General features: G+C 72.5%; 2 protein-coding genes. Both read left to right on the top strand.

The window, feature by feature from the left end:
• The first annotated feature begins 7 nt into the window (after positions 1-7).
• The gene (locus C1I98_RS39005) at positions 8-832 is read left to right on the top strand and encodes an inositol monophosphatase family protein (protein WP_111172196.1); all 825 of its coding nucleotides are present in this window, start codon (positions 8-10) and stop codon (positions 830-832) included.
• Positions 833-868: 36 nt separating this feature from the next.
• Positions 869-1,237: YigZ family protein (locus C1I98_RS39000; protein ID WP_199537568.1), on the top strand; the 369-nt coding region annotated here is incomplete at its 3' end.

Here is a 1,237-nt window from a genome sequence, read left to right as displayed (position 1 = left end):
GTGAAGCATGGATGTGAACGCCTCGCGGGAGTTGGCCGAGATCGCGGCGTTGGCCGCCAGGTCGGTGGGCGGGCTGTTGCGGGAGGCGTTCCGCTCCCGGCCGCAGGTGCGGACGAAGCGTGACTTTCATGATCCGGTGACCGAGCATGATCGGGCGGCGGAGGAGGTCATCCGTGAGGTGATCGCCCGTGAGTGTCCGGGCAGTGTGATCGTTGGGGAGGAGGGCGGCACGTCGCCGGCCGGTGTGGGTGCGCCTGGTGGTGCCGGTGATGGGGTGCGGTGGTTCGTGGACCCGATCGACGGGACGGCGAACTTCGCGGCGGGGGTGCCGTTCTTCTGCGTGTCGGTGGCCGCGGCGGTCGATGGGGAGGTGGTGGCCGGTGTGGTGTACGACCCGGTGCGTGAGGAGGTGTTCACAGCGAGTTTGGCGGGGACGTTCCTGGCGGGGCGGCGGCTGGCCAGTGCGGGGGCGGTGCGTGACCGGGAGGCGATGTTGCTGACCAGTTACCCCAGTCCGCGGGATCTGGAGGCGGAGGGGACCGAGGCGCTGGATCGGTTCGGGCGGATGGTGGCCTCGTTCGCGGCGGTGCGCCGGCCGGGCAGTGCGGCGTTGAAGCTGGCGCATGTGGCGGCGGGGTGGTCGGATGCGGCGTTCGGGTTGCGGGCCAGTCCGTGGGATGTGGCGGCGGGGTCGCTGCTGGTGCGGCAGGCGGGTGGGGTTTACATCCCGTTGGACGGGTCGGTGCTGGAGGTCGGCGGGTATCTGGCTCATGTCGGCGGGTTCGATCTGGCCGGGTCGGTGCTGGGCGAGGTGGTGGCGCGTGCCCGGTGAGCCGGGGCCGGCGCGGTGGGCCGGTAGCCTGGGCCGGTGGCCGGGCCGTACCTGACCGTCGGGGAGACGGTCGAGCGTGAGATCGAGGTGCGCAGGTCCCGGTTCATCTGCGCGGTGGCGCGGGTGGGCGCGCAGGAGGAGGCGCGGGCGTTCGCGGCCGGGCGCCGGCGGGCGCATCCCGGGGCCGCTCATACGTGTACGGCGTTCGCGATCGGCGGGGATCGTTCGCCGGCGCGGGGCGATGATGACGGTGAGCCGGGCGGTACGGCGGGTGCGCCGATGCTGGACACGCTGTTGCGGCGGGGGTTCAGTGACACTGTGGCGGTGGTGACCCGCTATTTCGGTGGCGTCCTTTTGGGGGCGGGCGGCTTGGTGCGGGCGTACGGCAGGGCGGTCGGTCAGGCC

This window comes from Spongiactinospora gelatinilytica, from assembly GCF_003236385.1.
In the GTDB taxonomy this organism is placed as follows: Bacteria; Actinomycetota; Actinomycetes; order Streptosporangiales; family Streptosporangiaceae; genus Spongiactinospora; species Spongiactinospora gelatinilytica.
Note: the sequence above shows the minus strand (reverse complement) of the source record. Positions and strands in the feature narration are given on the sequence as shown.

Coding starts and splice junctions, on each gene's coding strand:
- C1I98_RS39005 (WP_111172196.1), top strand. CDS start 8: ATGGATGTGAACGCCTCGCGGGAGTTGGCCGAGATCGCGGCGTTGGCC.